Origin of the sequence: Streptomyces sp. Ru62, assembly GCF_002920615.1 — a bacterium.
GTDB lineage: Bacteria > Actinomycetota > Actinomycetes > Streptomycetales > Streptomycetaceae > Streptomyces.
The window spans coordinates 249,656-274,149 of sequence record NZ_PQSU01000001.1 but is presented as its reverse complement, the minus strand read 5'-3'; the positions used below and the strand labels follow the sequence as shown (position 1 = coordinate 274,149).

Annotated in this window: 21 protein-coding genes; 12 read left to right on the top strand and 9 right to left on the bottom strand. The window is 72.0% G+C overall.

Annotation, left to right across the window (positions count from 1 at the left end; translation table 11 throughout):
* Nucleotides 1–193: 193 nt before the first annotated feature.
* Together C3492_RS01360 and C3492_RS01355 are read left to right on the top strand one after the other, a co-directional pair.
* Nucleotides 194–2,014 (top strand): MFS transporter, encoded by a 1,821-nt coding sequence (locus tag C3492_RS01360; RefSeq protein ID WP_181140134.1) that lies wholly within the window; start codon nt 194–196, stop codon nt 2,012–2,014.
* Between the two features lie 321 nt (nt 2,015–2,335).
* Nucleotides 2,336–3,901, top strand: a complete 1,566-nt coding sequence (locus tag C3492_RS01355) for a sodium:solute symporter family protein (RefSeq protein WP_103809843.1) — start codon at nt 2,336–2,338, stop codon at nt 3,899–3,901.
* Between the two features lie 96 nt (nt 3,902–3,997).
* Here the strand turns inward: C3492_RS01355 and C3492_RS01350 are convergent, their stop codons facing one another.
* Nucleotides 3,998–5,113 (bottom strand): ADP-ribosylglycohydrolase family protein, encoded by a 1,116-nt coding sequence (locus C3492_RS01350; protein WP_103809842.1) that lies wholly within the window; start codon nt 5,111–5,113, stop codon nt 3,998–4,000.
* A gap of 138 nt (nt 5,114–5,251) precedes the next feature.
* Here C3492_RS01350 and C3492_RS01345 point away from each other — a divergent pair, with 138 nt between their 5' ends.
* A complete protein-coding gene (locus C3492_RS01345) occupies nt 5,252–5,764 on the top strand; it encodes a DUF2165 domain-containing protein (RefSeq protein WP_103809841.1) in 513 nt (170 codons plus the stop codon).
* Nucleotides 5,761–6,771 carry a pentapeptide repeat-containing protein gene (locus C3492_RS45330; RefSeq protein WP_258055423.1) on the top strand — a complete coding sequence of 337 codons (1,011 nt, stop codon included), beginning with the start codon at nt 5,761–5,763 and terminating at the stop codon, nt 6,769–6,771. The genes C3492_RS01345 and C3492_RS45330 overlap by 4 nt, the downstream gene beginning before the upstream one ends.
* Here the strand turns inward: C3492_RS45330 and C3492_RS01330 are convergent.
* From C3492_RS01330 to C3492_RS01320, 3 genes are all read right to left on the bottom strand, one after another.
* Nucleotides 6,764–7,336 (bottom strand): hypothetical protein, encoded by a 573-nt coding sequence (locus tag C3492_RS01330; protein WP_181140133.1) that lies wholly within the window; start codon nt 7,334–7,336, stop codon nt 6,764–6,766. The two genes, C3492_RS45330 and C3492_RS01330, sit on opposite strands and share 8 nt — an antisense overlap.
* Nucleotides 7,337–7,421: 85 nt before the next feature.
* On the bottom strand, nt 7,422–10,007 hold the full coding sequence (locus C3492_RS01325) for a bifunctional FO biosynthesis protein CofGH (RefSeq protein WP_103809839.1): 2,586 nt from the start codon (nt 10,005–10,007) through the stop codon (nt 7,422–7,424).
* A 24-nt stretch (nt 10,008–10,031) separates the two neighbouring features.
* Nucleotides 10,032–10,898 carry an LLM class F420-dependent oxidoreductase gene (locus tag C3492_RS01320; protein WP_103809838.1) on the bottom strand — a complete coding sequence of 289 codons (867 nt, stop codon included), beginning with the start codon at nt 10,896–10,898 and terminating at the stop codon, nt 10,032–10,034.
* Nucleotides 10,899–11,028: 130 nt separating this feature from the next.
* Here C3492_RS01320 and C3492_RS01315 point away from each other — a divergent pair, with 130 nt between their 5' ends.
* The 4 genes from C3492_RS01315 (at nt 11,029) to C3492_RS01295 (ending at nt 16,433) form a co-directional block, all read left to right on the top strand.
* Entirely contained in the window at nt 11,029–12,417 is a 1,389-nt protein-coding gene (locus tag C3492_RS01315; protein WP_103809837.1) for a CehA/McbA family metallohydrolase, read from the top strand.
* Nucleotides 12,418–12,507: 90 nt separating this feature from the next.
* Nucleotides 12,508–12,903, top strand: a complete 396-nt coding sequence (locus C3492_RS01310) for a nitroreductase/quinone reductase family protein (RefSeq protein WP_103809836.1) — start codon at nt 12,508–12,510, stop codon at nt 12,901–12,903.
* 165 nt (nt 12,904–13,068) lie between these two features.
* Entirely contained in the window at nt 13,069–16,032 is a 2,964-nt protein-coding gene (locus C3492_RS01300) for a BTAD domain-containing putative transcriptional regulator (protein ID WP_103809835.1), read from the top strand.
* 212 nt (nt 16,033–16,244) lie between these two features.
* A complete protein-coding gene (locus tag C3492_RS01295) occupies nt 16,245–16,433 on the top strand; it encodes a hypothetical protein (protein WP_103809834.1) in 189 nt (62 codons plus the stop codon).
* A 299-nt stretch (nt 16,434–16,732) separates the two neighbouring features.
* Here C3492_RS01295 and C3492_RS01290 read toward each other — a convergent pair whose 3' ends face one another.
* A complete protein-coding gene (locus tag C3492_RS01290) occupies nt 16,733–17,347 on the bottom strand; it encodes an ATP-binding protein (protein WP_103809833.1) in 615 nt (204 codons plus the stop codon).
* 123 nt (nt 17,348–17,470) lie between these two features.
* Here C3492_RS01290 and C3492_RS01285 point away from each other — a divergent pair, with 123 nt between their 5' ends.
* The gene (locus C3492_RS01285) at nt 17,471–18,322 is read left to right on the top strand and encodes a helix-turn-helix transcriptional regulator (protein WP_103809832.1); all 852 of its coding nucleotides are present in this window, start codon (nt 17,471–17,473) and stop codon (nt 18,320–18,322) included.
* Nucleotides 18,303–18,506, top strand: a complete 204-nt coding sequence (locus tag C3492_RS01280) for a DUF397 domain-containing protein (RefSeq protein ID WP_103809831.1) — start codon at nt 18,303–18,305, stop codon at nt 18,504–18,506. The genes C3492_RS01285 and C3492_RS01280 overlap by 20 nt, the downstream gene beginning before the upstream one ends.
* Before the next feature lie 6 nt (nt 18,507–18,512).
* Here C3492_RS01280 and C3492_RS01275 read toward each other — a convergent pair whose 3' ends face one another.
* From C3492_RS01275 to C3492_RS01260, 3 genes are all read right to left on the bottom strand, one after another.
* A complete protein-coding gene (locus tag C3492_RS01275; protein WP_308461118.1) occupies nt 18,513–19,070 on the bottom strand; it encodes a hypothetical protein in 558 nt (185 codons plus the stop codon).
* A gap of 122 nt (nt 19,071–19,192) precedes the next feature.
* Entirely contained in the window at nt 19,193–21,556 is a 2,364-nt protein-coding gene (locus C3492_RS01270; protein ID WP_103809830.1) for a PQQ-binding-like beta-propeller repeat protein, read from the bottom strand.
* A gap of 178 nt (nt 21,557–21,734) precedes the next feature.
* Nucleotides 21,735–22,469: a VOC family protein gene (locus C3492_RS01260; protein WP_181140132.1), complete on the bottom strand. Its 735-nt coding sequence runs from the start codon at nt 22,467–22,469 to the stop codon at nt 21,735–21,737.
* Between the two features lie 134 nt (nt 22,470–22,603).
* Here C3492_RS01260 and C3492_RS01255 point away from each other — a divergent pair, with 134 nt between their 5' ends.
* Nucleotides 22,604–23,239 (top strand): TetR family transcriptional regulator, encoded by a 636-nt coding sequence (locus tag C3492_RS01255; RefSeq protein ID WP_103809829.1) that lies wholly within the window; start codon nt 22,604–22,606, stop codon nt 23,237–23,239.
* 85 nt (nt 23,240–23,324) lie between these two features.
* On the opposite strand, the gene C3492_RS01250 is transcribed toward C3492_RS01255, so the two are convergent.
* Nucleotides 23,325–23,777 carry an Lrp/AsnC family transcriptional regulator gene (locus tag C3492_RS01250; protein WP_103809828.1) on the bottom strand — a complete coding sequence of 151 codons (453 nt, stop codon included), beginning with the start codon at nt 23,775–23,777 and terminating at the stop codon, nt 23,325–23,327.
* 82 nt (nt 23,778–23,859) lie between these two features.
* Between C3492_RS01250 and C3492_RS01245 the strand changes: the two genes are divergently transcribed.
* The gene (locus C3492_RS01245) at nt 23,860–24,477 is read left to right on the top strand and encodes a LysE family translocator (RefSeq protein ID WP_103809827.1); all 618 of its coding nucleotides are present in this window, start codon (nt 23,860–23,862) and stop codon (nt 24,475–24,477) included.
* Nucleotides 24,478–24,494: the final 17 nt, after the last annotated feature.

Genomic DNA, 24,494 nt, shown 5'->3' with positions numbered 1-24,494 from the left:
CGCCCGTCCCCGTCCCCCGCGCACCCCGTCATGGAGCCCCCACCCGGGAGCCCTGTGGCGGGGTGCGTGCTAGCGTCACGAATCGGGGCAGGTCGCCGGTCCCGGGACAGGGCCGCGAACTGGACGGAACGCGGCCGGGTACTCCGAGGGAAGCGGCCGAGAACAGAAGACGGGACACGGGGAGTGCCTTCAGGTGGCCACAGCGGAGCCGACACACGCCGACGACGCGGATCCGGGCCCGGGATCCGGCCCGCGAATACGTCTGTCCACGACTGACCCGGCCCGGCGCGTCGCCGGGCCCGACGCCGGGGTGCGCCCCGGCGGACGCGCCCGGCTGCTCGCCGCCCTGGAACCGCTCCGGCAGCGGCTGCTCCGGCACCCCGCGCTGTCGATGACGGCGCTCTCGGGCGTGCTGCACATCATCTGGTTCTTCACGTTCGCGAACAGCGGTGGCGATCTCGCCGCGCAGGACGCGTGGGCGGAGTTCGTCGGCCGGCACCCGGACTCGGCGTACAACCTCGCCTGGTACGGCGGCATGCACCCGGTGTCGTACAGCGTGGTGTCGCCGTATCTGATGTCGGTCCTCGGGGTGCGGACGACGATGATGATCGCCGGGACGGTCTCGGCCGGCCTGCTGACGATGGTGCTGATCCGCAGCCGGGCGGTGAGGAACCCGCTGTGGGCCTCGCTCGCCGGCGTCTTCGCGTTCCTGTGCAACGCGATCTCCGGCCGGGTGACCTTCGGGCTCGGCACGATGTTCGCGCTCGGCGCGGTCGCGGCGGTGTTCTGCTGGCCGTACCGGTGGCGGTTCAAACGCTGGGCGAAGGCCCTGGTCGCCGCCCCGCTGGCGGCGCTCGCCACGATGGCCTCGCCGGTCGCGGGACTGTTCGTGGGTCTGGTCGCGGTCGCCCTGTTCCTGCAGAAGCGGCGGCCGGGCGCGTGGGCGCTGGGGCTGGCGCCGGCGGCGGTGGTCGCGGTGTCGGCCTGGCTGTTCCCGTTCTCCGGCACCCAGCCGATGGGGTTCGGCTCGGTGATCATGCCGCTGTTGTACGGCCTGCTGTGCCTGTTCCTGGTGCCGAAGGAGTGGGTGACGGTCCGGCTGACCGCCGCCGTCTACAGCGTCGCCGTGGTCCTGGTGTGGCTGATCAGCTCGCAGATCGGGTCCAACATCTCGCGGCTGCCGATGATGTTCGCGGGCGCGGCCCTGATCGCGGCCCTGCCGTACACCGTCCCGAAGTCCCGCAAGTGGTACGTGACCGTGCTGGCCTTCCTCGGCTTCGCCGGCTGGATCGGCTTCAAATCGGTGGACGACATCATCCACACCACCCCGGCCGCCTCCTGGGCGCGGGAGCTCGCCCCGCTGGTCAACGAGCTGCAGAAGGTCGGCGCGGAGAAGGGCCGGGTCGAGGTGGTCCCGGCCCGCTCGCACCGCGAGGCCTCCGCGCTCGCGCCGTACGTCAACCTGGCCCGCGGCTGGAACCGGCAGGCCGACATGGAGCGCAACCCGCTCTTCTACGACGACACGCTCAACTCGGCGAACTACCACGAGTGGCTCCAGCGGTGGGCCGTGCACTACGTGGTGCTGCCCAAGGACAACCCGGACGGTGACGGCGGCGAGCGCGAGCGGCAGCTGCTGCGGCGCGGGATGCCGTATCTGAAGCAGATCTGGGGCGACGCGAACTGGCAGCTCTTCAAGGTGACCGATCCGGCGCCGCTCGCCGAGCCGAACGCGGTGGTGGACCGGGCCGAGCAGGGCGAGATGACGCTGCGGGTGAGCAAGGCCGGGCGGATCCTGATCCGGATCCCGTACTCGCCCTGGCTGAGCATCGTCGACGAGCACGGCAAGAGCCAGTCCTACGACAAGGTCAAGGCGTGCCTGATGGCGACGCCGGAGGACGTCGACGGGGACAAGTGGACCACGCTGCTCGCGCCGAGGCCGGGCACGTACCGGCTGGCCGCGCCGTACCAGTTGCCGCGCGGCACGCCGTGCCCCGACGAGCTGAAGAGGCCCTGACGGTCGGCGGAGCCGATCGGCGTACGTGTCCGTGCCCGGCGCCGCCGGGATGAACGGCGCCACCAGCTCCACCCGGCCCAGTCCCGCCGTGGCCATGAAGACGTGCCTCATGCGGCCTTCGTAGCGGCCGGCGCTGAAGGCGGGCGATCACGGAGCAGTCGTTGCTGGTCAACGCGCGAGAGCTGATGCGCTGACCCAACTCTCCCCGCGCGTCGGGCGGTTCACACTGATGAACACAGATCAGCAAGCCGAACAATTTTACTCTGACTTGACCTTACGCTTGCTTGTCGTGTTCACGTGGGCGGACCCACGATCGGGCACATGAACAGTCTCGACTGGGCCGTGCTCATCGGCTACTTCGGTGTGATGGTCGCGATCGGCGTCTGGTCGCACAAGCGCGTGGACAACGTTTCCGACTTCTTCACGGCCGGCGGCAAGATGCCCTGGTGGCTCTCCGGCATCTCGCACCACATGTCGGGCTACAGCGCCGTGATGTTCACCGGGTACGCGGGCATCGCCTACACCTACGGCGTCACCTCCTTCATCACCTGGTCCTTCCCCATCGCGCTCGGCATCGCCATCGGGTCGAAGCTGTTCGCGCCCCGCATCAACCGACTGCGTTCCCGGCTCCATGTGGCCTCCCCGCTGGAGTACCTGAAGAACCGTTACAACCTGCCCACGCAGCAGGCGCTCGCCTGGTCCGGCATGCTGCTGAAGATCGTGGACGTGGGCGCCAAGTGGGCGGCCATCGCCACCCTGCTGTCCGTCTTCACCGGTATCTCGCTGAACCAGGGCATCCTCATCACCGGCGCGATCACCGCGGTCTACTGCACGATCGGCGGCCTGTGGGCGGACGCGCTGACCGAACTCGGCCAGTTCGTCATCCAGTTGCTCGCCGGCATCGCGATGTTCGTGGCCGTCGTGCTGAAGCTGAACGACAAGAACATCGGCTTCTTCGGCGCCTGGGACGAGCCGGCCCTGCACGGGCACGGCAAGCCGCTGGTCGGACCCTACGGCACGGTGTTCCTCCTCGCGTTCCTCTTCATCAAGCTCTTCGAGTACAACGGCGGCATGCTCAACCAGGCCCAGCGCTACATGGCCACCGGCAGCGCCTACGAGGCCGAGCGCTCGGCCCGGCTGTCGGCGGTGCTGTGGCTGGTCTGGCCGGTGGTGCTGTTCTTCCCGATGTGGATGTCCCCGCTGCTGGTCCACGCGCAGAAGCCGGACGGCTCCGACTCCTACGCCCTGATGACCGAACAGCTCCTGCCGCACGGCCTGCTGGGCCTCGTCATCGTCGGGTTCTTCTCCCACACCATGGCGATGTGCTCCTCCGACGCCAACGCGATCGCCGCCGTGTTCACCCGGGACGTGGCGCCGGTGCTGTCGGCCAGGGCACGGGGCTGGAACGAGCGGTCGGGACTGATCGCGGCCCGCGTCACGACGGTCGTCTTCCTCGGCCTGTCCATGGCGGTCGCGACCCAGGTCAACTCCCCCACTTTCAAGGACATCATCACCGTCGTCATCAAGTGGGTCGCCGGTCTGATGGGCCCGATCGCGATCCCGATGATGCTCGGCCTGCTCCGCCCGTTCCGCCGCTCCGGCCCGACGGCGGCGCTCACCAGCTGGGCGGCGGGTCTGCTGGCCTTCTGGCTGGTCAACTACCCCATCAACTGGAACGTCGACGGTGGCGTCCCGCTCCAGTACCAGGTCTCGATCCCGCTCGCGGTCTCCCTGATCCTGTACATCCTCATCGGCTACCTCAAGCCGGAGGACACCCCGGCCCGCCTGGCCGTCATCGAGAAGGTCAACACGGACGGGGACGCCGGCGCCGCGGCGGCCGTGCCGGTCCCCGCGGGTGCGGGGGACGACGTGGTCGGAGCGCCGTAGGGGTTGCCGCGGGGATTCGGCGCGGGTCCCTCGGGTCGCTCGCGCCCACGCGGCGGAGCCGCATGTCCGACACGGCCCCGCGCCCCCTCCCGGCGCTCACGCCCGCGGATACCGGGCCAGCCACCCCGGTGACGAACCGGCCGGCCCGTGGAGAGCGGGGCCCTGGGTCATCTCCATCGCGAAGTCGTCGGCCAGTTCCAGGATCGTGGGACGGCCCTCCAGTTCGGCCAGCCAGGCCGGCGGGAGGGCCGTTTCGCCGTGCAGGGCGCCGAGGAGGCCGCCGGTGAGGGCGCCCGCCGCGGCGGAGGGGCCGCTCTGGTTCACCGCCAGGGACAGCCCGTGCCGTACGTCCTCCCCCACCAGCGCGCAGTACACGGAGGCGGCCAGCAGCCCGTCCGCCGTACCGTCGCCGGCCAGCTCCTCCACCCGGGCCGGGGTCGGCATCCCCTGCCGTACCGCGCCGAGGGCGTGCTGGAGGGCGTCGGAGACCGGCTGGTGGCCGGGGCGGACGGCGAGCAGGGCGAGGGCCCGCTGCACGGCGCCGTCCAGGCTGTCGCCGCGGGCCAGCGCGTGCACGATCACGGCGTACGCGCCCGCCGACAGGTAGGCGATGGGGTGGCCGTGGGTCTGGGCCGCGCACTCCACGGCCAGCTGGACGACCAGTTGGGGTTCCCAGCCGACGAGGAGGCCGAAGGGTGCCGAGCGGGCGACCGCCTCGGGCCCCAGCTCCCCCGGGTTCTTCGGGGACTCCAGCGTGCCCATGGTGTCGTCGCCGAACCCGATGAGCAGCGCGCGGGTGGGCTCCCGGCGGGCATACAGCCACTCCTCGCGGGCCAGCCAGCCGTCGTCCTTGCGGCGCTCGTCGGGACCCCAGTCCCGCTGGGTGGCCGCCCAGCGCAGATAGGCCCGGTGCAGATCGGTCGGCGGGTGCCAGGCGCCGGTGTCGCGGCGCACCTGGGCGCGTATCAGCCCGTCCACGGTGAACAGGGTCAGCTGGGTGTGATGGGTGACCGTGCCGCGCCGCCCGTGCCCGAAGGCCAGGTCCAGCAGCCCCTCACCGCCGTACGCGGCCCGGATCTCCGCGAGGGACAGGGGATCGGCGGGCCCGCCCAGCGCGTCGCCCACCGCGGCCCCGAGCAGCGTGCCCCGCACCCGGCTCCGGAAGTCCTGCTGTTCGGCACGCCCCCAGACGGCACCGGCTGTCGCCCCCACCAGACCTCCCCTGGCACCGTCCGCCTGTACGACGCCCAGCACTGTAATCGACCGGGAACGGTCCGTTCAGCGCCGCGCGGCCGGATTCTGGCGCAATGCGTACGGCGGACCGGGGCGGCCACCGGGAAGAATCCAGCCATGACCACCACCCCCACCCATCACACCGGCCTCAGACTCGCCGCCGGTGTGCTCACCGGCATACTCGCCCTCTACATCGCCCTCGTCGCGCTCGGGAACATCACGGACTTCGGGACCAACCAGCAGTTCGTACGGCACGTACTGGCGATGGACACGACGTTCAAGGACGACGACCTGATGTGGCGGGCCGTCACCAGTACGGCACTTGAGGACACCGCGTACGTCCTCATCATCGTGTGGGAGAGCGTGGCGGCCCTGCTGCTGATCCGGGGGACGTATCTGTGGGCGCGGCGGAGGGACGACCTCGCCCGGCGCTGGTCCACCTACGGTCTGCTGATGCTCCTGCTGCTCTTCGGCGCCGGGTTCATCGCGATCGGCGGCGAGTGGTTCGCGATGTGGCAGTCGAAGACGTGGAACGGCCTGGACGCGGCGACCCGCGTGTTCCTGCTCAGCGGCGTCGCGTTGATCGTCAACCTGCTGCCGGGACCGGTCCGGCGGGCCGACTCCGCATGACGCGGGGCACACCCCGGGCGGGGGCGCGGGGCGGACAGCTGCGGCGGATCGCCGAGCGCCGGGCGCGGGCCGGCCGGGCGGCCGGGCAGCGGCCCCGGGCTCCGCTGGGCGCGCGTCGCCCCGGGTACCGCCCCAGGGCCCCGGAGCGGACCGGCGGAACGGCGGGGGCGGGGACCGGTCCGGCGGCCGGCCCGGAGGGCTGGGGTCAGCGGGCGGGGCTCCTCGCGACGCTGCTCCCCGGGCTGACAGCGGTCGCCACCCTGGTCTTCACCTGGGTGTCCGTCACGCAGGTGTCCGAGGAGCTGACCATCTCGGAGCAGGGGCAGATCGCGGACCGGTACGACAAGGCGATCGAGCGGCTGGACGACGACTCCGTCAACATCCGCAGGGGGGCGATCTTCTCCTTGCAGGGCATCATGGAGGACTCGCCGCGGAAGCAGCCGGCGGTGATCGACGACCTGTCCCAGTACATCCGCACCCACGCGGCCAAGAAGGTGACCTCGGCGCAGAAGGCACCGGACATCCAGGCGGCGCTCTCCGTGCTCGGCCAGCGCGATGCCGCGCACGACGGGGACCGGGCCATCGATCTGCGGGGCGTCCAGCTCGCCGACGTCGATCTCAAAGGCGCCGATCTGAGCGGTGCGCTGCTCGCCGACGCGGTGTTCTCGCGCGGTGACCTGGGAGGCACGAAGCTGTCCGGCGCGGACCTGCGGGGTGCCGCGCTGAGGCGGACGAACCTCCGCGGTGCCGACCTGTCCCGGGCGAACCTCTACAAGACGGACCTGCGGGAGGCGGACCTGACGGAGGCGGACCTGAGGGGAGCGGATGTGACCGGAGCGGAACTCGCCGGGGCCGGCCTGGCGGACGTACGGGTCGACGGCGCCACGGAGTGGACCGGTGCGCACCGGCCGGAAGAGGATCTGCCGACGGCGACCGCGACCCCGGTTCCGCCGGACCGCACCACGTCGACCCCCGCTTCCGAGTGGTCCCGCGGGGACGCTACTTGACCACCGTGACCCGGGTGCCCTGGTCGCCGAAGGCCCACAGGGCGGCTCCGTCCTCCTTGTGGAGGCGGATGCCGCCCAGTTTCTGGCCGTTCGCGGGCGGGGGCGAGGAGCCGTCCAGGGCGTTGGAGAAGGCTATGTTCACATCGGACACCTTGGTGAAGTACATGATGTGCTCGATCTGCACGCCGTCCGAGCCCTTGAGGGACTGGGTGCGCAGGGTGATCGAGTAGCGGCCGGGCTGCGGGCTCACCGTGCCCGGCCACACCGTGAACGTGCGGGCCGCCTTGCCGGTCGCGTCGACCAGCCAGACCCGCTTCTCGCCGAGCGAGTAGACGATCCGGCGGCCCTCGCCGGACTCGTCCGGCAGGGCGGGGGCGGACGGCGTCCTCGGTGTCAGGGACGCGTGGGGGCTCGCGGACGCCGACGCGGTGGGCCTGGTCACGGCGGCCGTGGGATGCGGCCCGTGGTTCGCCTGCACGGCGAGGGCGACGACGGCAGCGGTCGCCCCCGCCGTCAGACCGGTGACCCAGGCCCACGAGGGCAGTCGGGCAGCCACGGGACGCATCTCCTCCGCTACGGGTCCCCCTTCTCAGCACAGGGGTCGGATCATCGTACTCAGTCCGCGGAGGGGGATCGGTCCGGGAGGCCGCTCAGTCCAGGACCGGGAGCAGGTCCGGCAGGTGGCCGTCGGACGCCTCGGCCGCCCGCTGCCGTTCCTCCGGTACCTCGCCGTAGAGGGTGGTGCGCGGCTTCGCGGGGCGGCCGGCCGCCTCCGCCACCGCGACCAGGTCGCGGACCGACTTGTAGGAGCCGTACGAGGAGCCCGCCATGCGGGAGATCGTCTCCTCCATGAGTGTCCCGCCGAGGTCGTTCGCGCCGGAGCGGAGCATCTCCGCCGCACCCTCGGTGCCCAGTTTGACCCAGCTTGTCTGGATGTTGGGGATCCAGGGGTGCAGCAGGAGGCGGGCCATCGCCGTCACCGCCCGGTTGTCCCGCAGCGTCGGGCCGGGCCGGGCGATGCCGGCCAGGTACACCGGCGCGTTGGTGTGGATGAACGGGAGCGTCACGAACTCGGTGAAGCCGCCCGTCTCGCGCTGGATCCCGGCCAGCGTGCGCAGATGGCCGAGCCAGTGCCGGGGCTGGTCCACATGCCCGTACATCATCGTGGACGACGAGCGGATGCCCAGCTCGTGCGCGGTGCGGATCACCTCGATCCAGGTGGCCGTGGGCAGCTTGCCCTTGGTCAGCACCCAGCGGACCTCGTCGTCCAGGATCTCCGCCGCCGTGCCGGGGACGGAGTCCAGGCCCGCCTCCTTGGCGGCCGTGAGCCACTCGCGGATCGAAAGGCCGGTCCGGGTCGCGCCGTTGACCACCTCCATCGGGGAGAAGGCGTGCACGTGCATGCCCGGGACGCGCTCCTTCACCGCCTTCGCGATGTCGAAGTACGCGGTGCCCGGCAGGTCCGGGTGGATGCCGCCCTGCATGCACACCTCGACCGCGCCGACCTCCCACGCCTGCTGGGCGCGGTCGGCGACCTGCTCCAGCGAGAGTGTGTAGGCGTCCGCGTCCGTGCGGCGTTGCGCGAAGGCGCAGAACCGGCAGCCGGTGTAGCAGACGTTGGTGAAGTTGATGTTGCGGGTGACGATGTAGGTGACGTCGTCGCCGACCGCGGACCTGCGGACGTCGTCGGCCACCCGGCACAGCGCGTCCAGCGCCGGACCGTCCGCGTGCAGCAGGGCGAGGGCCTCGGCGTCGGTCAGCCGGGTGGGGTCGTCGGCCGCCGTGCGCAGCGCCTCGCGCACGTCGGCGTCGATGCGTTCCGGCGCCATGCCGGGGGCCGCCGCCTCCCGCAGGGCCTCCCAGTCGCCGTACACCTCGTCGAAGTCGGCGCGCCGGTCACCGGTGCGTCCCTCGGTGTCGATGGACGCGTGCAGGTCCGTGCGGCCGGTGGCGGTGAACACCTCCTCCGGCTCCTGCCAGGGCCGGCCCGTGACCGGCGCGTCCGGCAGGGCGAGGCCCGTCTCCGGGTCGGCGAGGGCGGACACGTGCGGGCGCAGCCGCGGGTCCAGCCAGGGCTCGCCGCGGCGGACGAACTCCGGGTAGACGCAGAGGCGTTCACGCAGTTCGAAGCCGGCTGCCCGGGAGCGCTCGGTGAGTTCGTCGATCTGCGGCCAGGGGCGTTCGGGGTTGACGTGGTCGATGGTCAGCGGGGAGACCCCGCCCCAGTCGTCGATGCCGGCGCCGATCAGCCGCTCGTACTCGGCGTCGAGCAGGTTCGGCGGGGCCTGGAGGCAGGCCGACGGGCCCATGATGTGCCGGGCGACGGCCACCGTGGCGACGAGGTCGTCCAGTTCGGCGTCCGGCATGCCGCGCATCGCCGTGTCCGGCTTGGCGCGGAAGTTCTGGATGATCAGCTCCTGGATGCCGTGGTAGGCCCGGGAGACCTTCCGGAGCGCGAACAGGGACTCCGCGCGCTCCTCGTAGGTCTCGCCGATGCCGATGAGCAGGCCGGAGGTGAAGGGGACGGAGGAGCGGCCGGCGTCCTCCAGGACGCGCAGCCGGACGGCCGGTTCCTTGTCCGGGGAGCCGTGGTGCGGGCCGCCCGGCTCGGACCACAGACGGGTCGCGGTCGTCTCCAGCATCATGCCCATGCTGGGCGCGACGGGCTTCAGCCGCTGGAAGTCGGTCCACGTCAGCACGCCCGGGTTGAGGTGGGGAAGGAGTCCCGTCTCCTCCAGGATGCGGATGGAGATGGCGCGGACGTAGGCGATGGTGTCGTCGTAGCCGTGCGCGTCGAGCCACTCGCGCGCCTCGGGCCAGCGGTCCTCCGGCTTGTCGCCGAGGGTGATCAGGGCTTCCTTGCAGCCGAGGGCGGCGCCCTTGCGGGCGATGTCCAGCACCTCATCGGGGGACATGAACATGCCGTGCCCGGCGCGGCGCAGCTTGCCGGGCACGGTGACGAACGTGCAGTAGTGGCACTTGTCCCGGCACAGCCGGGTGAGGGGGATGAAGACGCTCTTCGAGTACGTGATGACGCCGGGCCTGCCCGCCGCCTCCAGGCCCGCGTCCCGCACCCGGGCGGCGGAGGCGGCGAGGTCGGTGAGGTCCTCACCCCGCGCCTGGAGCAGTACCGCCGCCTCGGCGACGTCGAGGGCGACGCCGTCCCGGGCGCGTTTGAGGGCGCGACGCATGGAGTTCTCGGTGGGGCCGGTTCCGGAGGTCGCGGAAGTCGTCATCCCTTGAGCATACGTTCGCTTTGATCACGGTTGCGGGGCACTGTCCGGGAGGAGCGGGCCGTAGGCGTCGAGCGCCCGCAGCACCTCCGCCTCCCGGACCGGCGGCAACTGCACCACGACCTCCTCGATGCCCAGTTCGGCGTAGTGGGCGAGCTTGCCGGGGGTGGGCCGGACGGCGTACGGGACGACCTGGAGGGCGGCCGGGTCGCGGCCCGCGTCCGCCCACACCGAGCGCAGCACGGGCAGCGCTTCGGAGAGTCCGCGCCCGCCGATCGGCAGCCAGCCGTCGGCGTACTCGGCGATGTGCGCGAACAGCTTGGGCCCGGCGGCCCCGCCGACGAGCGTGCGGGGGCCGACGACCGGGCCGCGCGGCTTCTGCACGGGCTTGGGGTGGGCGAAGCTGGCCCGTACGGCGCCGAACTCCCCCTCGTACGCGGTCGGCTCCTCGCTCCACAGCGCGCGCATCAGCGCCATCCGGTCCCGGACCAGTTCCCGGCGGGTCCGCCAGGTGACGCCGTGGTCGGCGGCCTCCTCCACGTTCCAGCCGTAGCCGAGGCCGAGGGTGAAGCGGCCGCCGGACAGGTGGTCGAGCGAGGCGATCTGCTTGGCGAGGTCGATGGGGTCGTGCTGGGCGACGAGGGTGATGCCGGTACCGAGCGCCAGCCGCTCGGTCACGGCCGCTGCCTGGGCCAGGGCCACGAAGGGGTCGAGGGTACGGCCGTACTCGCGGGGGAGGTCGCCGCCGGCGGGGTAGGGGGTGGTGCGGTCGACGGGGATGTGGGTGTGTTCCGGGAGGTAGAGGCCGGAGAACCCGCGCTGTTCCAGTTCGCGGGCGAGGTGGGTGGGGGTGATGGTCTCGTCGGTGAGGAAGATCGTGACGGAGATGCGCATGAGGCATCGTACCGACTGGTCGGTTGCTCGTCAGGGGTGCGCGCGGGTTCGGTGTGGCTGGTCGCGCCCACGCGGCAAAGTCGCCTCTTGATACTGTCCCGCGCCCCTTCAGGCGCCTACCGTGGCCCTTGTGACGACCTTGCGCGGCACCTTGGCACCGGGTTCGCCGGACTACGTGTACCTCCCTTTCGAAGTACCGCCTGGGACCGGCGAGTTGAAGGTCTCCTACAGCTACGACAAGCCCCCCGTGCCACCCGGCACCCCCGGCAACGCCCTCGACATCGGGTTGTTCGACACGCGCGGCACCGAGCTGGGCGGGCGGGGGTTCCGGGGGTGGTCGGGCGGGGCGCGCAGCGAGTTCTTCGTACGGGCGGACGAGGCCACGCCCGGATATCTCCCCGGGCCGCTGTCCCCCGGCACCTGGTACATCGCGCTCGGGCCGTACACCGTGGCACCGCAGGGGCTGCCGTACGAGGTGACCGTCACGCTGACGGAAGGGGCGGCCGGGGAGACGCCACGGACGGTGTACCCGCCGGACCGGGCCCGGGGGCGGGGCCGGGACTGGTACCGGGGCGACTGCCACCTGCACTCCTGGCACTCCGACGGGCGCCGCACCCCGGCCGGGATCGCGGACCTGGCCCGCGCGGCCGGGCTCGACTTCCTCAACAGCTCCGACCACAACACGCACGCCTCGCACGCCCACTGGGCCGACGCGGCCGGCGACGACCTGCTGGTGCTGCTCGGCGAGGAGGTCACCACCAGGAACGGGCACGTCCTGGCCCTCGGCACCGAGCCGGGCACCTTCGTCGACTGGCGCTACCGGGCCCGGGACGGCCGCTGGGCGCACTTCGCGCGGGAGATCCGGCGGGCCGGCGGTCTCGTCGTCCCGGCCCATCCGTACGCCGACTGCGTGGGCTGCGCCTGGAAGTTCGGGTTCGCGCACGCGGACGCCGTGGAGGTGTGGAACGGACCCTGGACACCCGACGACGAACTGGCGCTGGCGGCCTGGGACGCGGGGCTGGTGGCGTCGGCGCGGGGCGGGCGGGCGTGGCTGCCGGCGATGGGCAACAGCGACGCCCACCGCGCCCCGGACGTCGTCGGGCTGCCCCAGACGGTGGTCCTCGCCGACGGCCTGACCCGGGAGGCGATCCAGGAGGGGCTGCGGGCGGGGCGGTCGTACGTGGCCGAGTCGCGGCACGTCTCGCTGGCGTTCTCCGTGACGGCCGGGGGAGGTGAACGGGCCGGGATCGGGGAGCGGCTGGCGGTCGCGCACGACACCCCGGTGACCGTGCGGCTGGAGGTGTCCGGCGCGCCGCGCTGCTCGGTGCGGTTCGTCACCGACCAGGGCGTGCTGTGCACCGGCGATCCGCTGCCGGTGTCCGGCACGGGCACCCTGGAGTGGCGCACGACCCCGGACCGCGCGGCCTATGTGCGTGCCGAACTGCGCCACGAGACGGCGCTGGGACCGCTGCCGGGGGCGATGGCCGCGTTCACCAACCCGGTGTTCCTGGGGAACTGAGGTGTGCCGGCCCGCGCCCCCGTTGCGATCCGGCGCACCCCGGTGGAGGCTGGCATCCTCGCGCCGGGAGAGAGCAGGGGAGCCGGAGTCATGTCAGGTCGCGCAGACCGCAAGCAGCGCGTCGTCACCCGCCTCCAGCGGTACGTCGCCAACCCGCTCAACCGGCGCCTGCCGTTCCAGACCCTGCTGGAGACCACCGGCCGGACGTCCGGCCTGCCCCGGCGGACACCGGTCGGCGGGCGCCGCGTCGGCAGCTCCTTCTGGCTGGTCTCCGAGTTCGGCCTGAAGTCGCAGTACGTGCGCAACATCCAGGCCGACCCCACGGTCCGCGTCCGCATCGCCGGCCGCTGGCACCACGGCACCGCCCACCTGCTTCCCGACGACGACCCCGTGGCCCGGCTGCGCACCCTGCCCCGTCTCAACAGCACGGCCGTACGGGCGTTCGGCACGGACCTGCTGACCGTACGGGTGGATTTGGCCGACTGACCGTCCGTTGACTTCCGGTGCCGGGCCGTCGGCGTGCGGAGAGGTTGTGAGGGCTCTGTGCACCCAGGTGCGGCCCGCTGTGATCGGCGTCTCCCACGGCTGACGCAACCGCCCGGAACAAGGCAAACTGACGGGGTTGTTCGTGATGCCGAGGGGGACGAACGCATGGACGGTGGGCCGCGAGTACCCGAGCAGCGGCGTGCCGGCTCCGCGCCCGTCGCGGAGCCCGGCCCGCTGCGCTTCGGCGTGCTCGGTCCGGTGCGGGCCTGGCACGGCGAGGAAGCGCTCAGCACGGGCTCCCCCCAGCAGCGCGCCCTGCTGGCCGCCCTGCTGCTGCGCGAGGGCCGTACGGCCACGGCGGCGGAGCTCATCGACGCCCTGTGGGGAGCCGAGCCGCCGTCCCAGGCACTGGCGGCGGTCCGCACGTACGCCTCCCGGCTGCGGAAGGTGCTCACCCCCGGCGTCCTGATCAGCGAGTCCGGCGGGTACGCGATCCGGGGCCTGCGCGAGGGCGCCCTGGACCTCGCGGTCGCGCAGGACCTGGCTGCGGAGGCGGAGAAGGCGCGGGGTGCGGGTGACCTGAGCCGAGCCCGAGCGGTCCTGAACCAGGCCCTCGACCTGTGGGACGGCGAACCCCTGGCCGGCGTACCCGGCCCCTACGCCGAGGCCCAGCGGGCCCGCCTGGAGGAGTGGCGGCTCGGCCTGCTGGAGACCCGTCTGGACCTGGACCTCGAACAGGGCTGCCACGCGGAGGCGGTATCGGAACTGACGGCCCTGACGGCCGCGCACCCGCTCCGGGAGCGCCTGCGCGAGCTGCTGATGCTGGCGCTGTACCGGAGCGGCCGCCAGGCGGAGGCCCTCGCGGTGTACGCCGACACCCGCCGCCTGCTCTCCGAGGAGCTCGGCGTCGACCCCCGCCCGGGCCTCAGCGAACTCCAGCAGCGCATCCTCCAGGCGGACCCGGCCCTCGCGGAGCCGTCCGCCCCCGTGACCGAGCCGACGGCGGCCCCGGTCCGCCCGGCCCAGCTGCCCGCCTCCGTCCCCGACTTCACCGGCCGCTCCTCCTTCGTGTCGGAACTGACGGACGTCCTGTCCTCCGCATCGGAGGCGGAGGGCCGGGTGATGGCGGTCTCGGCCCTGGCCGGCATCGGCGGCGTGGGCAAGACGACCCTCGCGGTCCACGTGGCCCACCGGGCCCGCCCGGCCTTCCCCGACGGCCAGCTGTACGTGGACCTCCAGGGCGCGGGCCCCCGCCCGGCGGAACCGGAGACGGTCCTCGGCTCCTTCCTGCGGGCGCTGGGCACGGCGGACGCATCGATCCCGGATTCGCTGGAGGAGCGAGCGGCGTTGTACCGCTCGGTGTTGGACGGCCGCCGAGTCCTTGTACTGCTGGACAACGCGAAGGACGCGGCGCAGGTGAGGCCCCTGCTGCCGGGGACCGAGGGCTGCGCCGCCCTGGTCACCTCCCGCGTCCGCATGCTCGACCTCGCCGGCGCCCACCTGGTCGACCTGGACGTCATGTCCCCCGACGAGGCGCTGGCCCTCTTCACGAAGATCGTGGGCGAGGAACGGGTGGCGGCGGAACGCGAGGCCGCCCTCGACGTGGTCGCGGCCTGCGGCTTCCTCCCCCTGGCGATCCGCATCGCGGCCTCCCGCCTGGCGGCCCGCCGCACCTGGACGGTCTCGGTCCTGGCGGCGAAGCTGGCGGACGAGCGGCGCCGCCTGGACGAGCTGCAGGCCGGCGACCTGGCGGTGAAGGCCACGTTCGAACTGGGCTACGGGCAGTTGGAACCGGCCCAGGCTCGCGCCTTCAGGTTGCTGGGCCTGGCCGACGGCCCGGACATCTCGCTGGCTGCTGCGGCCGCGGTCCTGGACCTCCCTGTGGAGGAGACCGAGGACCTGCTGGAGTCCCTGGTGGACACGTCCCTGCTGGAGTCGGCGGCGCCTGGGCGGTACCGGTTCCACGACCTGGTGCGGCTGTACGCGCGGGCTTGTGCGGAGAGGGACGAGTGGCCGCCTGGTGAGCGGGAGGCGGCTATGTCTCGGGTGCTGGATTTTTATCTGGCGACGACTGCTGGTGTGTACGCGATGGAGCGCCCCGGCGACCGCTTGGTGGACGATCTGGAGCCGACGGAGTACCCAGGGCTGCGGTTCACGGAAGCGGCGGCGGCGCTCGACTGGCTGTACACCGAGGCGGCCCCACTGCTGGCCTGTGCACGACAATCGACAGGTTCGGATCGGTTGCGACGCGGTGTCGATCTGCTCTGGGCGGCCAAAGACCTGACCGAGTCCGGGGCCAACTCGCACCAGTACGAGACGACGGCCCGGGCGATGTGCGAGGCCACCCGGAGAGCGGGGGACCCCCGGGCGGAGGGCAGAGCCCGCACCGTGCTGACCGATGTGCTCCTGGTGTCCGGGCGTATCCAGCAAGCGGAGACGGAAGCCCGTGTAGCGATGGAACTGGCCGAGAAGGTGGGCGACTCCACCGCTGTGAGCTGGGTGGCCAACAATCGGGGGCTCATGTGCCTTCATCAGGGAAGGCATGCGGAGGGCAAGGCCTTCTTCGAAAGGGCCATCGAGGGACTGCGCGCAGCGGGCAACAGGCCATTCGAAGCGACCAGCCTGGGCAATCTGTCTCGCGCGTACCTGGGGATGGGCGACATCACGCGAGCAGTTGAGATCGCGCAGCGTGGAGTAGCCGCGCACAGCGAGATCGGCCGGACGGTACGGCTCGCCAACAGCCACTACGCGCTGGGCGTCGCCATGATCCAGGCCGGCCGCCACAGCGAAGCGCTCAGCCAGTTTTCCGACGCATTGCGCATCTTCGGCGACCACCGACAGCGGCTCTGGGAAGGTACCGCCAACTTCCGCATCGCCGAGGTCCAGTTGGCCGCCCAGCACCCGTCGCAGGCCGCCCAGCACGCCGAGCAGGCGCTCGCACTGGGCTGCATCGGTGGTGACCGCATGCGTGCGAACGTACTGACCCTCCTCGGACACGCATTGACTAAACTGGGACAATTGGATCGCGCAAAGGCGTGTTGGCGCGAGGCGCTCAACCTGTACGAGCAGAGCTGCGCCCCGGAAGCCAGCAGCGTCCGCGCATTGATCAGACCGGCGTCAACCGCCTGAGACTCGGGATACGCACGCGCTCCCGTGCCGTTCAGCATTCGTTTATCGGCAACAGGCACTCTCTTACGTACCGGACCGTCGCGTCGGGGGGCAGGCGGTCTGACAGGAGCCCGACCCATTAGAGTGCGGCTCCGAACGCCCGTCCAGTGGCCCTCGGGGGAGCCCCTGGACGGGCGTTCCTCACTCGTCACAACAGCAGAGGAACACAGATCATGAGCGACCAGATCAAGGACGCCGCAGCGACTCCGCAGGACAACGCGATGCCCACACCGCCTGCCGAAGACGAGACCGTCACGACGCTCGACAATGCGATGCCGACGGGGCCCCTCAAGGACACCATCAAGACGATGGACAACGCCATGCCCGCCCCGCCGGCCCTGAACCTGGACGGCAACAAGTAAGCCACCACCCCGACGGGGATCGGCCGCGGCGGCGCGGAGGGGGAGCCGCCGCGGCCGAGGCGTGTCCGGGCAAGATCCAGCCGTTCCTCGGCGGGAACTGTTCGAGTCCATCGAACAACTCCCGCCCCTAGGGAGCTAACGGCGAGCCCGCCGATGCCGGTTCAACAACGGGAGGACGAAACGGCCAGACCACGGTCGTCATCCCGCAGGACAGCCACATGCCGTGACACGGCAGCACACCTCCGAGGGGCCGGGCGGAAGCTCGGCCCCTCGCCGTGTGGCCCCGCCGAGGTGACCGGTCACTCTCCCTCCGCCAGCTCACACCACACGGTCTTCTCCACCCCCTGCTCCACACCCCACCGAACGGTCACCGCGTCGATCAGGGCGAGGCCGCGGCCCGCCTCATCGTCGTCGCCGGCAGGCAGGAGCACCGGTACGGCTTTCGCGTCCGGGTCGGTGACCTCGACGCGAATGCGCCCGCCGTCCGTCCGGGCCACCCGTACACGGACACAAACCCCCTCCCCCACATGCCGGATGACGTTGCCGACGAGTTCGGTGACGCAGAGCTGGACGTCGGCGCAGGGTGCGTCCAGGTAGCGGCTGACGGTACGGCGCAGCCCCTGGAGTGCCTTCGGTACGGCGACGACCTCGACGTCCAATGGCGGCCGGCTCGGTGCACGTTCCCCACCCCGCAGCGCCCTCGCCAGCTTGCGCGCCGTCGCCGTGTTGCAGTTGCCGAGCGCGACGAGGCCCGCCGGCGGCTGGTACTTGCCCGCGAAGCTCGGCAGGTCCACCCGGAGGGAGGGCAGGGTGATGCCGTGGGTGGACAGCGCGTCGCGCAGGTCGTCCACGCAGAGGGTGGTGTCGTAGGCGGAGTTGCCGCGCTGGGCGGAGGGGAGATTCGAGGACGACACGGTTGCGTACGCCTTCCTTTGCTGCGTTCTGTGACGAAACGGCTACAGAGTGATGCCCGCACCGGTACCGTTTGAAGAGGTTTCGGCTGCGCAAGCGCAAGTGGCAAACGGCGGTGAAGAGTTATGCCCCCACGCAAAGACCCGGACGCCTCGGCGAACGTCCCCTCCTTCTACGGCGCCGAGTTGCGCTACCAGCGCGAGCTGGCCGGACTGACCTTGGAACAGCTGGCGGAGGGAAGCTTCCGGGGCGTGCCGTTCCTGAGCCAGATCGAGCGGGGCGAGCGGCGGATGCCGGTGGATCTGGCCCGGCACGTCGACAAGGTGCTGGGGACGGACGGGTTCTTCGAGCGGCGTTGTGAAGATGCGCGCCGGGCACGGCAGTCGGGGCATGCGGAGTACTTCGCGGATGTGGCGGAGATGGAGCAGCATGCGGAGACCATCGAAGAATGGGCTCCGATGCTCGTACCGGGCCTGCTGCAAACGCAGGCCTACGCGGAGGCCGTCGTCCACACGTCGCTGCCCTGGCTGCCGCCCGCGACCGTCGACAAGCAGGTCCGGGCCCGGCTGGAGCGCGCGAAGATCTGGGACCGGGAGGAGCGGCCGTCGTTCTGGGCGGTGCTGCACGAGTCCCTCGTCCGCAAGCCCCTGCTGCCCCCGGCGGAGATGGCTGAGCAGTTGGAGCACATCGCTCAGGTGATCCGCTCCACTCAGGGCGTTCTGCAGATCCTCCCGGAAACGGCGCACGCCCACCCGTTCATGATGGGCATGATGAAGGTGATGACCTTTCCGGACGCCCCGCCGGTGGCCTACACCGAAGGGCTCCACAACGGCCAACTCATCGACTATCCGGCGCTCGTGAAGGACTACCGCAGGTCGTACGATCTGCTCAGGGCCGCGGCACTACCACCAGAGGCGTCCCTGGCCATGGTCGAACGAGCGGCGGAGGACTATCGAGATGGCAAGCACCGGGACTGACCTGAGCATCGCCGTGTGGCGCAAGAGCAGCTACAGCAACGGCAGCGGCGGCGATTGCGTCGAAGTGGCCGACGCACACCCCGGCCTCGTGCCCGTCCGCGACTCCAAGAGGCCCGAGGACGGACCCGTGCTCCTCTTCCGTCCCCCCGCTTGGAGTGCCTTCCTCGGCTCCCTGAAGGGCTGACCCCGGTCAGGACGCGAGGGGCGCCGTGTCGTCCACTTCGCAGTGGTCGAGCAGGTCCAGGTGGGCGTTCTGCCCGAACGGGAGCCGGACCGTCCTGGTGCCGCGGGCGGGTACGGAGACCTCCGTACGGGCCGAGTCGATGGCGGGCGGGCTCTCCGGCAGGAAGAGCACCTCGACCGTGAAGGTCGCCTTGCGGCGGTTGGGGTTGGTGACCTCGACCGTGGCGTACGGCTTCCCCGTGCTCGCGCAGGCGACCAGCCTGGCCGTCCCGTCCTTCAGCGGGGTGCTGCTGCCGTTGCCGGACGGTGTGGAGGTGGGGCGGTGGGTACGCCGGTAGGAGCCGCCGCCCGTGCCGCCGTAGCCGTCGTCGTCACGGTAGGAGGAGCCGCCCGAGGTGGACGACGAACCGTCGTGGTCCTGGTGCGAGCTGCTGCACCCGCCCCCGCCGCCTCCGTGCCCCCGGCTGCCGTGGTGCCGACCGGAGGAGAAACCGGTCAGGCTGAGCACCACCAGGGTCAGTACGGCCGTGAACCTGAGTACGCGCGTCCCTGAAGGCATGAACATGCCAGCAGACTAGCCGCCGGCGCACCGCATGGCGGCCGCCGGGCGCCGGAGGTAGCGTCGGCGTGGACGGCCGCCGTCCGGAGCCCTTCCGTGCAGAGCCGGTACGACGGCCGTCGCGCGGCTCACGCGGTCCGCGCGGTGCCCGTGCCCTTCTCCGCGTCCAGCGCGTACACGCACCGGTCCTTGCTGCACGCGTACACCACGCCGTCCTTGACCACCGGGGAGCCGGTGATCTCGCCGCCGGTCGCCAGCTTCCAGCGCAGGCGTCCGTCGTCGGCCTTCAGGGTGTAGAGGAGGTGGTCGGTGGAGCCGAAGTGGATGCGGCCCGCCGCCACCGCGGGCGCGCCCACGACGTCGCCGCCCGCCTGGAAGCGCCACTTTGGGGTGCCGGTGACCGCGTCCAGGGTGTACAGGCCCTTGCCGCTGCCGACGTGCACGTGCCCGGCGGCCACCAGGACCGGTTCGACGGAGGAGCGGGCCTCGGTGGCGATGCGCCAGCGGTCGCGGCCGTCGGCGGCGTCGAGGGCGTAGACCGTGCCGAGGTAGTCGGCGAGGTAGATGCCGCCGCCGGTGACGGCCGGGCCCGGGGCGAAGGCCGGCGGGCTCAGGAAGACCGCCGGGGCCTCGAAGTGCCAGCGGACCCGGCCGCTCACCGCCTCGACGGCGAGGACGCGGGTGCCCGCCGAGACGTAGACGCAGCCGTCGGGGGCCGGGGCCAGCCGGACCGGGACACCGCCGCAGGAGGCCGCGTCACCGATGGGGTACGACCAGCGTTCCTCGCCGGTGCGGGCCTCCAGGGCGCGCAGCCGGGCGTCCTGCCAGACGTAGACCGTGCCGTCGTGCACGACCGCGCCCGCCTCGGGGGACTCGAAGTCGGTCTGGCAGCCGGTGATCTCCCACAGCTTCCGCCCGCTCGTCGCCTCCCACGCCTGGACGCCGCCGCCACGGGTGCCGGTGACGACCGTGCCGCGGTCTGCCTTGAGGGAGTACACCCAGGCGTCCGTGGACAGCCGCCACAGGTCGGTGCCCTCGCGGGCGTCCAGGGCGAACAGGGTGGGGCCGTCGGAGGCGTGGATACGGCCGTCCGCGACCGCCATGGACCAGGCGACGTCCCGGGTCTTGAAGCGGCGGCGGCCGGTGGCCACGTCCAGGGCGTGCACCTCGAAGGAGGTGACGTAGACGAGGTCCCCGTCGACGGAGGGGGTGCCCCACACGTCGTTGGACATGCGGAACCGCCAGGGGCGCCAGCCCGCCGCCGTCTCCGGGGGCTGCGGCGGCACGGGCGGTACGGCGGGGTCGGCGCCGGCCACGCCGGGGCGGGGCCGGGACCAGCTGGCCACCAGGCCGGCCTCGGGCGGGGGCGCCTTGACGGCGGCGGCGCGGGCGTCGGCGACCCGGGGGCCGGGGCCGATGGGCACCGGAGCGCCGGCCAGCCGGACCGGGCCGGTGTCGGGCGCGCCGGCCGGGACGGACACCGCGGCACTCGCGGGCGCCGGGACCGGTGGGTCGTACGGCGGGGGCGGGGGCACGGCCTGCCGGCCGCCGCTGCGCGGGCCGCCGGCCGGGGCCGGGGCGGGCTTGGCGGCGGGGCGTCCGCCGCGGCGGGACTCGATGAGGGCGACCGCCTTCTCCGGCAGCCAGGCGGAGGCGGTGCCGCTGTCGTCGGAGCCGGAGCCGAACAGGTGCGGGGCGAGCTGGGCCTGGAGGTCGGCCGGGGTGGGGCGGCCGGTGGCCTCCATCTGCATGCAGGCCTCGATCAGCGGGCGCAGCTCGTCCGGCAGGCCGGTGAGGTCCGGGCCCTCGCGCAGCAGCATGAAGACGGTCTCGACCGGGTTGGCGCCGTGGAAGGGCGGGTGGCCGGTGGCCGCGAAGACGAGGGTGGAGCCGAGGGAGAAGACGTCGCTGGCGCCGGTGACGCTGCGGGAGTCCTTGGCCTGCTCCGGGGACATGTAGGCGGGGGTGCCGACGGCGACGTTCGTCATCGTCAGACGGGTGTTCGAGACCCCGGAGGCGATACCGAAGTCGATCACCCGGGGGCCGTCCTCGACCACGAGCACGTTGGAGGGCTTGAGGTCGCGGTGGACCAGCCCGGCGCCGTGGATGGACTGCAGGGCCTCCGCCACGCCGGCCGCGAGCCAGCGCACGGCCTGGGCCGGGAGCGGCCCGCACTCGTTCACTATCTCTTCGAGCGAGGGCGCGGGGACGTAGGCGGTGGCCAGCCAGGGCACGGCGGCGCGCGGGTCGGCGTCGACCACGGCCGCGGTGTAGAAGCCGGAGACCGCGCGGGCCGCCTCCACCTCGCGGGTGAAGCGGACGCGGAAGAGCTGGTCCTCGGCCAGCTCGGTGCGCACCGTCTTGATCGCCACGCGCCGGCCGGACGCCGAGCGCGCGAGATAGACCAGCCCCATGCCGCCGGCGCCCAGCCGGCCCAGCACCTCGAACGGCCCGATCCGCCGCGGATCGTGCTGCGTCAGCTGATCCACCACTGCCTGCCACCTCCCCGTACGAGCCGCGCCACTCTCCATATGTACGCGACCGAAGTGCAGCGTCTCACCACCGCACCGCCATGGCGGCACGCACCCTGATTCTTCCTGGCCGGGCGGCTGGTTGCGAACCCGGTGACAATCGGGGTGTCTCACACTGAAGCATCCCAAAGGGGGCGCATCAGCGCTGGAGCAGTGCGAACGACGCCCCCTGATTGTCGGTGACGACGGCCACCACTCCGTACGACGTCCCGAAGGGTGACGCCTGCACCCGCCCGCCGAGCCGGTGGACGGCCCCGAGGGAGTCCGCCAGGTCCGCGACCCGGAAGTGGACGAGGAAGTGCGGGGGCATCTCGGCCGGGAAGACGTCGGTGACCTCCGCGCGGCCGAAGTCGGGCTCGGCGCCGGTGCCGAACAGGGCGTCGTGGAAGAGACCGCCGTAGAACGTGTTGGCCGCGGCGGTGTCCCGGGTGTACAGCTCGGCCCAGACGAAGGTGTTCGGCTCGCGCCGCCGTCCGAAGCCGCGATGGGTGCCGGCCTGCCACAGGCCGAAGACGGCGCCCTCGGGGTCGGCGGCCAGGGCGGCGACGCCCAGCTCGCCCACCGGGAACGGGGCCATGACCACCTGCCCGCCGGCCGCCGTGATCCGCCGGCCGAGGGCCCCGGCGTCCGAGGTCGCGAAGGAGACGGTCCAGACCGTGGGCATCCGGCCGTCCGTCTTGGGGGCCAGCGAGGCGACGGGGTCGCCGTCCAGCAGGGCCCACACGGAGGAGCCGTACGACTCCTCGAAGGTCCACCCGAAAAGATCACCGTAGAACCGCTTGCCCGCCTCGACGTCGGGCAGCTGGGCGTCCACCCAGCACGGGACGCCCTCCCCGTAGGTCTCCTCGTTCGCGGATGCCCTGTTTTCGGCCATGTCGTCAAAGTAACCGGGCCGCGCGCACCGCGCAGACCAGGCACACCACCCCCGTTTCCCCCGTGCACCCCATTTGCAGTCGGCCGAATCGCGCTCAGATCACCCCTCGGTAAGCTGACGACATGACAGGACAAGTGCGTACCGTCGACGGCCGCGTGGCCGGCCGGCGTGGGCAGGCGACCCGGCAGAAGCTGCTCGACTGCCTCAGCGAGATGCTCAGCTCCTCCCCGTACCGGGACGTCAAGGTCATCGATGTCGCCCGGAAGGCGGGCACTTCGCCCGCGACCTTCTACCAGTACTTCCCGGACGTCGAAGGTGCCGTCCTGGAGATCGCCGAGCAGATGGCGGCCGAGGGCGCGGGACTGACCGAACTGCTCGAAGGGCGCACCTGGACCGGCAAGTCGGGCTGGCAGACGGCGCAGGAACTCGTCGACGGGTTCCTGGAGTTCTGGCGCAGGCACGACGCGATCCTGCGGGTGGTCGACCTCGGTGCGGCCGAGGGGGACAAACGGTTCTACAAGATCCGCATGAAGATCCTGAACTCGGTCAACAACTCCCTGGCGGACTCCATCGCGGAACTCCAGTCCAAGGGCCGGATCGACAAGGACGTGAACCCGGCCGCGGTGGCCGGTTCGCTGGTCGCGATGCTCGCGGCGGTGGCGTCCCACCAGAAGGGCTTCTCGGCCTGGGGTGTGAAGCCCGCCGAACTGAAGCCGAATCTCGCACTCTTGGTGCACCTGGGCGTGACGGGCAGGAAGCCTTCCAAGTAAGCGCGCGCCCGTTGCCAGGGTCCACGTCCTGGTCCAAGTCCTGTCTGGCAGGCGGTGGTTCACACGGTGAGCCACCGCCTTCCGTCTACGCCGGCAACGGCCGGTCCCGCACCACGTGCTTCATCACGAGCGTCGACGTCAGCCGCTGCACCCCCGGCAGCGTCGCCAGCCGCTCGTCGTAGAGCCGCTGGAAGGCGGCCAGGTCGGCGGTGGCCACCCGGAGCAGGTAGTCCGGCTCGCCGAACAGCCGCTGGGCGTCCAGCACATGCTCCAGCTCACTGACCGCCCGCTCGAACTCGGCGACCGTGTCCCGGTCCTCCTGGCGCATGGACACGAAGACCAGCGCCTCGAAGTTCAGGCCGAGCGAGGCCGGGTCCACCATCGCGCGGTAGCCCTGGATGGCGCCGGACCGCTCCAGCTCGCGCAGCCGCCGGTGGCAGGGCGAGACGCTGAGCCGCACCCGGGCGGCCAGCTCGGTCACGGTCAGCCGCCCGTCCTGCTGCAGTTCGGCAAGGATTTTCCGGTCCACGTCGTCCATGAAGAAGATATTTGCGCAGAGTGCGCGATCATGAGCAAACTTCGGGAACACTTTCGGGACTTTCGCGCCTAATGTCCCCGGTATGGAATCCGGGCTGCTCTTCTCCTTCCTCGTCGTGGACGTGCTGCTGGTGTGCGTACCGGGCGCCGACTGGGCGTACGTCATCGCGACCGCCCTGCGCGGCGGCTCGGTCCCGCGCGCGGTGGCGGGCCTGGTCTGCGGCTACGCCCTGCACACCGCCCTGGCGACGGCGGGCCTGGCGGTGCTGGTGGCGGGCTCGCCCCGGCTGCTGACGGCCCTGACGGTGGCAGGCGCGGGCTACCTGCTGTGGCTGGGCTGGGGCGTCCTGCGCCACCCGGCGGTCCCGGACGCCGGCACCGCGGCGACACCCGACGGCCGCCTGTTCCGGCGCGGCGCGACGATCAGCGGCCTGAACCCCAAGGGCCTGCTGCTCTACCTCTCCGTGCTCCCCCAGTTCCTCACCCTCAGGGGCGCCCACCTCCCCGTACCCGTGCAGACGGCGGCCCTCGGCCTCCTCCACATGGCCTGCTGCGCGGCCGTCTACCTCACCGTGGGCACGCTCGCCCGCGCCCTTCTCAGGGCCCGCCCGGCAGCGGCCCGGGCGGTGACCCGCACCTCGGGCGCGGCCATGCTGGGAATCGGCGCACTGCTGCTGGTGGAACGGCTGGCGACGCTCTGATCCGGGTCCCGGCCGAG

Coding starts and splice junctions, on each gene's coding strand:
- C3492_RS01355 (WP_103809843.1), top strand. CDS start 2,336: ATGAACAGTCTCGACTGGGCCGTGCTCATCGGCTACTTCGGTGTGATG.
- C3492_RS01345 (WP_103809841.1), top strand. CDS start 5,252: ATGACCACCACCCCCACCCATCACACCGGCCTCAGACTCGCCGCCGGT.
- C3492_RS45330 (WP_258055423.1), top strand. CDS start 5,761: ATGACGCGGGGCACACCCCGGGCGGGGGCGCGGGGCGGACAGCTGCGG.
- C3492_RS01330 (WP_181140133.1), bottom strand. CDS start 7,336: ATGCGTCCCGTGGCTGCCCGACTGCCCTCGTGGGCCTGGGTCACCGGT.
- C3492_RS01325 (WP_103809839.1), bottom strand. CDS start 10,007: ATGACGACTTCCGCGACCTCCGGAACCGGCCCCACCGAGAACTCCATG.
- C3492_RS01320 (WP_103809838.1), bottom strand. CDS start 10,898: ATGCGCATCTCCGTCACGATCTTCCTCACCGACGAGACCATCACCCCC.
- C3492_RS01310 (WP_103809836.1), top strand. CDS start 12,508: ATGTCAGGTCGCGCAGACCGCAAGCAGCGCGTCGTCACCCGCCTCCAG.
- C3492_RS01300 (WP_103809835.1), top strand. CDS start 13,069: ATGGACGGTGGGCCGCGAGTACCCGAGCAGCGGCGTGCCGGCTCCGCG.
- C3492_RS01295 (WP_103809834.1), top strand. CDS start 16,245: ATGAGCGACCAGATCAAGGACGCCGCAGCGACTCCGCAGGACAACGCG.
- C3492_RS01285 (WP_103809832.1), top strand. CDS start 17,471: ATGCCCCCACGCAAAGACCCGGACGCCTCGGCGAACGTCCCCTCCTTC.
- C3492_RS01280 (WP_103809831.1), top strand. CDS start 18,303: ATGGCAAGCACCGGGACTGACCTGAGCATCGCCGTGTGGCGCAAGAGC.
- C3492_RS01275 (WP_308461118.1), bottom strand. CDS start 19,070: ATGTTCATGCCTTCAGGGACGCGCGTACTCAGGTTCACGGCCGTACTG.
- C3492_RS01260 (WP_181140132.1), bottom strand. CDS start 22,469: ATGGCCGAAAACAGGGCATCCGCGAACGAGGAGACCTACGGGGAGGGC.
- C3492_RS01250 (WP_103809828.1), bottom strand. CDS start 23,777: ATGGACGACGTGGACCGGAAAATCCTTGCCGAACTGCAGCAGGACGGG.
- C3492_RS01245 (WP_103809827.1), top strand. CDS start 23,860: ATGGAATCCGGGCTGCTCTTCTCCTTCCTCGTCGTGGACGTGCTGCTG.